Here is a 7,687-nt window from a genome sequence, read left to right on the forward strand (position 1 = left end):
CCGAAGGCATGATCGGCTACCTGCTGGAGCAGGAACTCGCCAACCATCTTCCACCCGGGCGCCCCGTGGTCACCCTGCTCACGCGCGTGGAAGTCGATCCAGCCGACCCGGCTTTCGGGAAACCCACCAAACCTATAGGGCCTGTCTATACGGAAGAAGAAGCAGGACGGCTTGCGCAAGCCATGCACTGGCATGTTGCGCCGGACGGGGCAGGCTTCAGGCGCGTCGTGGCTTCGCCTCTCCCAACATGTGTGCTGGGCATGGACCCGATCCGCTGGCTGCTGCAGCATGAGGCGGTGGTGATCGCCGCGGGTGGTGGCGGCATCCCGGTGGTGCGCGCTGCCGGCGGGCGTTCTCTTCAAGGCATCGACGCCGTGATCGACAAGGACCTGACAGGCGCCCTGCTCGCGCACGAACTGGGGGCCGACTGCCTGGTGATTGCCACTGACGTGGATGCGGTCTATCTTGACTGGGGAACGCCGTCGCAGCGCGCCGTTGGCAAGGTGAGGCCGCAGGAACTGCTAGACCATAGCTTCCCTGCAGGCTCCATGGGCCCCAAAGTGCAGGCCGCCACCGGTTTTGTGTCCAAGTCCGGCAAGAAGGCGCTCATAGGCTCACTGACCCAAATCGAGGAGATGCTGGCGGGCCGGGCCGGTACCGAGGTCAGCCCCCACGGAGACACCGCGGACTAAGACCCGGTTATTACAGCCAATGCGTGGAGCGCAGCAAATCGATTGGCCTGCGCCTGGAAGCCCCACCGTCCGTCGCGAATCCATCCACATTGACCCGCATCAACATGCGGCTCCCAAAAATCGCCACCATGGATGACGTTTCAACTCACATGAGGCATTCACCATGTTCAAGCGAATCCTGATTCCTGTGGATGGCAGCGACACTTCCAACAAGGCCCTTGTCGCCGGCCTGGCGATGGCGCGCGAGACCAGTGCCAGCGTACGGCTGCTGCACGCCTTCAATGAGGCAGCTTATCTGGGCGGAGTCGACCCCTATGGCACCTGGTCGGCTGATCTGGTTGGCATGATGCGCGAGAGCGGCGCCAAGGTCCTGACGGATGCCACGGCCATCGCCGAATCGGCCGGGGTCACGGCAAGCCAGGTGCTTTGTGATGAACCGGGCAAGCGCCTGGGAGAGTCGGTGGCAGAGGCGGCCAGGCTCTGGGGCGCCGATCTCATCGTGGTCGGCTCCCACGGCCGACGCGGCCTGGGGCGGGTGCTGCTGGGCAGTGGCGCCGAGCAGATCCTGAGGCTGGCGCCGGTGCCTGTTCTGGTCGTCCGCGATTCACCGTCAGCGCAGGCTTAAACGAAAAATAGCTGCAAGGCATGAAAAACGTGCGCGAATAGCTATCAAAACAATAGCACTCCTCGGAGCGGAATATCGTCGCCATGTCGACCACGCGCCAGGCCGGGCGTCAGCTTTCATTTGACGCGCTGGCGGCCTGCCGTTGTTGTTCTCTGTCTGCCAGCAAGTCGACAAAGGCACGGACCTTCGCGGGACGAAAGCGCGCGGCCGGAAACACGGCATGGATGCCGCCAGAAGGCAGGCGCCATTGCGGCAGGACCTGTATGAGACGGCCGGCCGCAAGATCACCCGCTACCGCATAGTCCGGCAGCACCGAAAGCCCCGCGCCGTGGAACACGGCTTCGCGCACGGCAAGCGTGGCGTCGAGAAAAATCGAGGCCTGCACGCTAACGGCCTGGCGCTCRSYCTCGTTGMGCGARAAATTCCAKGTCAGGTGGTCGCGMARAGCGGTGTTGGCGATGAAGGGMAGGCCGGCGATCTCTTGCGGGGCGGTCAGCCGCGCCAATTGCGGCTTCATGGCCGGCGACGCCACGAGCAGTTGCCGGAAAGAACCAATTTTTCGCGCCTGCAGGCTGGTTTCAGCAAGCCAGCCGACACGTATCGCCAGTTCGATGTTGCCCGACATGAGGTCCAGCGTCTGGTCGGTGAGGACGGCATCGACCTTGCACGCGGAGTAGCGCCGGGTAAAGGCGGCGATGGCAGGCACCACCACGCCGACACCATAGTCGAAAGGCGCGGTGAGCCGCAGCATGCCGGACGGCTCCGCCGAGGTTTCGGCAAGGTCGTCGAAGGCGTCCCCGGCCTCGCGCAGAATCAGTGCGCAACGCAGGTAGAAGGCTTGCCCCAGTTCGGTGGGCTGCACCTTGCGTGTGGTGCGGACGAGCAGCGATGTCCGGAATTCACGCTCCAGCCGCGCAACCTGCTGGCTGACCACGGCCTTGGTGATCCCCAAGCGATCCGCAGCCGCGGTGAAGGAGCCGGTTTCCACCACCGCCGCAAAGTAGGCCAGGCGCCTCAGGTTTCCCAGTCCGCCGAGGCCGCCCTCGTCTTGATTGTTTGCTTTAAACATACATTGTGTTTATCAGAGATGTATTTAACAGTCAATGGATAGTGCCTACGATCACAGCCAGTGAGCAAAAAACCCATGACCAAAACCCTCCATTACCTGTTCGACCCGCTGTGCGGCTGGTGCTACGGCGCCATGCCGGCGCTCTCCGCATTGGCTGAAACTCCCGCTGTCCGCATCGAACTGCTGCCGACCGGGCTGTTCGCGGGCGAGGGCGCACGGCCCATGAACAGTGACTTCGCCGCCTATGCCTGGTCCAACGACCAGCGCATCGAGCGCCTGACGGGGCAAGGCTTCAGCGAGCAGTATCGCGAGCGGGTTCTCGGTGACCACCAACGGCTGTTTGACAGCGGCCCCGCCACGCTGGCGCTCACGGCCGTGTCATTGACGGCACCGGCTCGGGAACTGGAAGCCCTCAAGGCGATCCAGACTGCACGCTATGTGGATGGCCAGGACACGACCTCGCTGGAAACGCTGGCCGCCCTTCTGCAAGGGCTGGGGCTTGAGCAGGCCGCCGCAATGGTGGACAAGCCTGATGAAGATCTTCTCTCGGCCAACCGGGCCCGCATGGATCGCGCCCAGGCCTTGATGCGGGAGTTCGGCGCACACGGCGTGCCTACGCTGGTAGCCGAATCCGGCGCGCAGCGCTGGGTCTTGAATAACGCCGATTTTTATTCCAACCCGAGCGCGCTGGCAGGCGAGCTCGAGGCTGCTTGAGCCCGGCACCGCCTCCACCCCCACAACCCATTTCAGTTAACTGTTCAAGAAGAAGGAAAAACCATGACAACACGAAGAGAAGCAATCAAAACTGTAGCCGGCGCGGCTGTCGCGACGGCCATCTTAGGAGTGAAAAGCGCTATGGCTGCAAATACCAACCTGACCTGGAAACACTTTCCCGCCGGCGAACACGGATTCTTCCGTGCCCCGGTGCTGATCTCCGGCGAACGCGAGGCTGTCCTCATCGACGGGGGCTTTACGCTTCCCGACGGCAAGGCATTGGCCGAGGCCATCAAGGCCACCGGCAAAAAGCTCACGACCATCTACATCAGCCAGAGCGATCCCGACTACTACTTCAGCCTGGCGCCCATCAAGGCGGCGTTTCCCGACGCCAAGGTGATTGCGGCACCGGCCACGATCACGGCCATCAAGGGCAACGTGGAAAAGAAACTGGCAACCTGGGGCCCCCAGCTCAAGGAGAACGGCCCACAGGCGCTGGCGGACATCGTGATGCCCGAAGCCTTCGACGGCCGGTCGCTCACGCTGGAAGGCCAGACCCTCGAAATCGCCGATGCCGATGGCTTGGCCAACCGCCGCTACATCTGGGTGCCTTCGCTGAACGCCATCTTCGGCGGCGTGCTGCTGTTCTCCGGTGTTCACGTGTGGACCGCCGACACGCAGGGCGCCGAGGGCCGTGCCACATGGGTGAAGGCGCTTGACGCCATGGCCGCGCGCAAACCCGCGGTGGTGGTCCCCGGCCACATGGCGGTCACGGCGGCGGTGGACGCAAGCGCGATCAAATACACGCGCGACTACCTCGTGGCTTTCGAGGAAGAGCTGGCCAAGGCCGCGGACAGCGCCGCCCTCATCGCGGCGATGACCAAGCGTTATCCGAATGCCGGCATGGGCGTGGCCCTGCAGATCGGCGCCAAAGTCGCCAAGGGCGAGATGAAGTGGGGTTGAGGCCATGATGTCGAATATCGACATCGTCCGTGCCCACTACGCGGCGTCGGCCCAGGGAAACATCCAGGAGATGATGGCCCATGTCTCGCCCCAGGTACGCTGGACCGAGATGGCAGGCTTCCCCTGCGCGGGCACCTGGGTCGGGCCTCAAGCGGTTGTCGACAACGTCTTTGCCGTGCTGGGCAGGGACTGGATCGGCTATCGCTTCGAACTGCAAAGCCTCATCGACGGTGGTGACCACATCCTCGGGGTGGGGACCTACCACGGCACTTACCGCGCCACGGGAAAGGACATGCAGGCCCGTGTGGCCCATGTCTGGCACCTGCGGGACGGGAAGGTCGTGGCCTTTGAGCAGTTCACGGACACGCTGCTAGTCCGTCAGGCGATGAGCTGATCATCCGGACGCCTGCAAACGAAAAGCCCACTCTCCTCTCGAAGAGTGGGCCTCCATCGACAAAGACTGTTCGTATTTAGAACGGGATATCGTCGTCCATGTCGTCAAAGCCGCTGGCGGCCTTGGCTGCCGGGGCGGGCCGCGGTGCGGCGGCCTGTGGACGTGCCGCAGGTGCGGACTGGCGCGGCGCTTCATAACCGCCGCCGTCATCACCGCCGGGGCCGCCCATGCCCTGACGGCTGCCCAGCATCTGCATCTGGTCGGCACGGATTTCGGTGGTGTACTTTTCCTGGCCGTCCTTGTCGGTCCACTTGCGCGTGCGCAGGCTGCCTTCGACATAGACCTGCGAGCCTTTGCGCAGGTACTGGCCAACGATTTCAGCCAGACGGCCGTTGAACACCACGCGGTGCCATTCGGTGGCCTCCTTCATTTCACCCGTCTGCTTGTCCTTCCACTTGTCAGTGGTGGCAATGGTGACGTTGGCGACCTGGTCACCGCTGGGGAAGCTGCGCATTTCGGGGTCCCGGCCCAGATTGCCGACGACGATAACTTTATTGACGGATGCCATGGGGTGTTCTCCTGATCTAACTTAGAGTTTAACTGGCTGGCCCGGTGCGGCGCCGTGGCCGCCTGTAACAGCGGCGGGCCCGTGCCGGCCAGGCGCTGTCATGGGCCAGGCGACCAATAGCCATAGCAGCATCAGGCCGCCGCACACCGCAAAAAGCCCCTCAGCCCCCTGCGTTTTTGTGATCCAGCCGCCGACGGCCCCGCCGGCAAAAAACCCCAGCGACTGCAAGGTGTTGTAAACCCCGAGCGCAGCGCCGCGGGCATGGGCTGGCGCCACCCGGGAGGCCAGGCTGGGCTGGGTGGCTTCGAGGACGTTGAAACCGCAAAAAAACAGGAACAGCAGCACGGCCAGAATGCCCAGACTGGCCGGCGCCGAGGTAGACGATGCCACCCAAAGCAAGCCCAGCTGAACCAGCAGGACCAGGCCGACAGCCCCCAGGAACACGGCACGCAGATAGCCCCGTTTTTCCAGCGGAAACAGCGTAGCTCCCATCACCCCAAAAGAGGCCAGCACCGCCGGCAGGTAGACCTGCCAATGCGCGGCCTTGTCGAGCCCGGCATTCACCAGCAAAGCCGGGATCGCCACCCACATGGCCAGCTGCACGGCATGCAGCACGAACACGCCGAAATTCAGCCGCAGCAGCGCGGTGTCCTTCAGCACCTCCGCCACGCTGCCGCGCSGCCGGTTGACGTGCTCCACCGGTTCGGGTGGCACCCACCAGACGACCACGGCAATGCCGCCCAGTGCCAGCGCGCCAGTCAGGGCAAACAGCCCGTGCAGGCCGATAGCGCCGGCGAGCAGGGGTGCGGCCAGCAGCGAAAGCGCAAACATCAGGGCAATGCTGCCGCCCACCAGCGCCATGGCCTTGGTACGCACTTCGTCGCGGGTGGAATCGGCCAGCAGCGCCGTAACGGCAGCCGAAATGGCCCCCGCCCCCTGCAACGACCGGCCGGCGATCAGCCAGTTCAGGTCGGGCGCCCAGGCGGCGATCAGGCTGCCAAGCGCAAAAATGACCAGGCCGGAAACAATGACACGCTTGCGCCCCCACCAGTCCGAAGCGATCCCAAAGGGAATTTGCAGGATGCCCTGCGTCAGGCCATAAATACCCATGGCCAGGCCAATCCGGGCCGGGTCATCGCCCCCCGGGTATTTGGCCGCCTCCAGCGCAAACACCGGCAGCACCAAAAAGAGGCCGAGCATGCGAAGCGCAAAGATCGACGCCAGCGAAACGCTGGCGCGCCGCTCGGTAGCGGTCATGGGAAACGACATGGGGGCTGTAGGCGCAGTCAAGGGGATTAAAAGGGCAAAAGCGGCCAAAAAATAGCTAGAAAAGCTCCAAAACAGGGCAATAACCCGGGATTGACCGACTGGGAGCGGCAAGCCCACGGCAGCCCGTGGCTTGCCCAGCCGGCTATTGTGCTTGAAACGGTGCTTCGGTCTATGATGGAGAGTTTTGCGGCTGCCACATCTTGAACTCTCCTGACGACAGCAAATACCTTGCCAAAGTGCTCGCGGCCCAGCGGATCAGCATCCGCGGCGCGCGCACGCACAACCTTAAAAATATCGATCTCGATATTCCGCGCAACCAGCTGGTGGTGATTACCGGCTTGAGCGGTTCGGGCAAGTCGTCTCTCGCCTTTGACACGCTGTACGCCGAAGGCCAGCGCCGCTACGTTGAGAGCCTCTCCACCTATGCGCGGCAGTTCCTGCAGCTCATGGACAAGCCCGACGTGGACATGATCGAAGGCCTGTCGCCTGCGATCTCCATCGAACAGAAGGCCACCTCGCACAACCCGCGCTCCACCGTGGGTACGGTCACTGAAATCCACGATTACCTGCGCCTGCTGTTTGCGCGGGCCGGCACGCCATATTGCCCAAACCACGACCTGCCGCTGCAGGCCCAAAGCGTCAGCGAAATGGTCGACACGGTGCTGGCCCTGCCCGAAGACACCAAGCTGATGATCCTGGCGCCGGTGGCGCGCGACCGCAAGGGCGAATTCGTGGACGTGTTTGCCGAGATGCAGTCGCAAGGCTATGTGCGCTTTCGCGTCGACGGCACGGCCTATGAGTTTGACGACCTGCCCAAGCTCAAAAAAACCGAGAAGCACAACATCGATGTGGTGATTGACCGCATCAAGGTTCGCGCGGACCTGCAGCAACGCCTGGCCGAAAGCTTTGAGGCCGCGCTTCGCCTGGCCGACGGCAAAGCGATTGCCATGGAAATGGACACCGCCAAAGAGCACCTCTTCAGCGCGAAGTTTTCCTGCCCGGTGTGCGACTACTCGCTAAGCGAAATGGAGCCACGGCTCTTCTCTTTCAACTCACCCGTCGGCGCCTGCCCCACCTGTGACGGCCTGGGCCATATGGAATTTTTCGACCCGGCGCGCGTGGTGGCCTTTCCGTCGCTGAGCCTGGCCAGCGGCGCCGTCAAGGGCTGGGACCGGCGCAATGGCTACTACTTCTCGATGCTTGAGAGCCTGGCAAAGCACTACAAATTCGACATCGACGCTGCCTTTGAGAACCTGCCCGACAACGTGCGGCAGGTTGTTCTGTACGGCTCGGGCGAGGAAGAAATCAAGTTCAGCTACGTGATGGATTCGGGCAACTTTGCCGGCAAGAAGATCGCAAAGAAGCATCCTTTCGAAGGCGTCATCACCAACTT

General features: G+C 63.2%; 9 protein-coding genes. 6 read left to right on the plus strand and 3 right to left on the minus strand.

Annotated elements, in window-relative coordinates; all coding sequences use genetic code 11:
• Both AC1DWI_RS08585 and AC1DWI_RS08590 read left to right on the plus strand, forming a co-directional pair.
• The coding region (locus AC1DWI_RS08585) for an amino acid kinase family protein (RefSeq protein WP_477724674.1) at positions 1-692 on the plus strand (692 nt) is incomplete at its 5' end.
• A 163-nt stretch (positions 693-855) separates the two neighbouring features.
• Positions 856-1,317, plus strand: a complete 462-nt coding sequence (locus tag AC1DWI_RS08590) for a universal stress protein (RefSeq protein WP_477668813.1) — start codon at positions 856-858, stop codon at positions 1,315-1,317.
• Between the two features lie 109 nt (positions 1,318-1,426).
• Here AC1DWI_RS08590 and AC1DWI_RS08595 read toward each other — a convergent pair whose 3' ends face one another.
• Positions 1,427-2,386 carry a LysR family transcriptional regulator gene (locus AC1DWI_RS08595; RefSeq protein ID WP_477724675.1) on the minus strand — a complete coding sequence of 320 codons (960 nt, stop codon included), beginning with the start codon at positions 2,384-2,386 and terminating at the stop codon, positions 1,427-1,429.
• 75 nt (positions 2,387-2,461) lie between these two features.
• On the opposite strand from AC1DWI_RS08595, the gene AC1DWI_RS08600 reads away from it, so the two are divergent.
• From AC1DWI_RS08600 to AC1DWI_RS08610, 3 genes are all read left to right on the plus strand, one after another.
• Positions 2,462-3,100: a DsbA family protein gene (locus AC1DWI_RS08600; RefSeq protein WP_477668815.1), complete on the plus strand. Its 639-nt coding sequence runs from the start codon at positions 2,462-2,464 to the stop codon at positions 3,098-3,100.
• Positions 3,101-3,163: 63 nt separating this feature from the next.
• Positions 3,164-4,063 carry an MBL fold metallo-hydrolase gene (locus AC1DWI_RS08605; RefSeq protein ID WP_477668816.1) on the plus strand — a complete coding sequence of 300 codons (900 nt, stop codon included), beginning with the start codon at positions 3,164-3,166 and terminating at the stop codon, positions 4,061-4,063.
• 4 nt (positions 4,064-4,067) lie between these two features.
• Positions 4,068-4,457, plus strand: coding sequence for a nuclear transport factor 2 family protein (locus tag AC1DWI_RS08610; RefSeq protein ID WP_477668817.1), 390 nt, complete (start codon positions 4,068-4,070; stop codon positions 4,455-4,457).
• A 76-nt stretch (positions 4,458-4,533) separates the two neighbouring features.
• Here the strand turns inward: AC1DWI_RS08610 and ssb are convergent, their stop codons facing one another.
• Both ssb and AC1DWI_RS08620 read right to left on the minus strand, forming a co-directional pair.
• Entirely contained in the window at positions 4,534-5,025 is a 492-nt protein-coding gene (gene ssb / locus AC1DWI_RS08615) for a single-stranded DNA-binding protein (protein WP_477668818.1), read from the minus strand.
• Positions 5,026-5,046: 21 nt separating this feature from the next.
• A complete protein-coding gene (locus tag AC1DWI_RS08620; protein ID WP_477724676.1) occupies positions 5,047-6,282 on the minus strand; it encodes an MFS transporter in 1,236 nt (411 codons plus the stop codon).
• A 212-nt stretch (positions 6,283-6,494) separates the two neighbouring features.
• Here AC1DWI_RS08620 and AC1DWI_RS08625 point away from each other — a divergent pair.
• Positions 6,495-7,687: UvrA family protein (locus AC1DWI_RS08625; RefSeq protein WP_477724677.1), on the plus strand; the 1,193-nt coding region annotated here is incomplete at its 3' end.

This window comes from Polaromonas sp. P3_C2 (genome assembly GCF_056402675.1).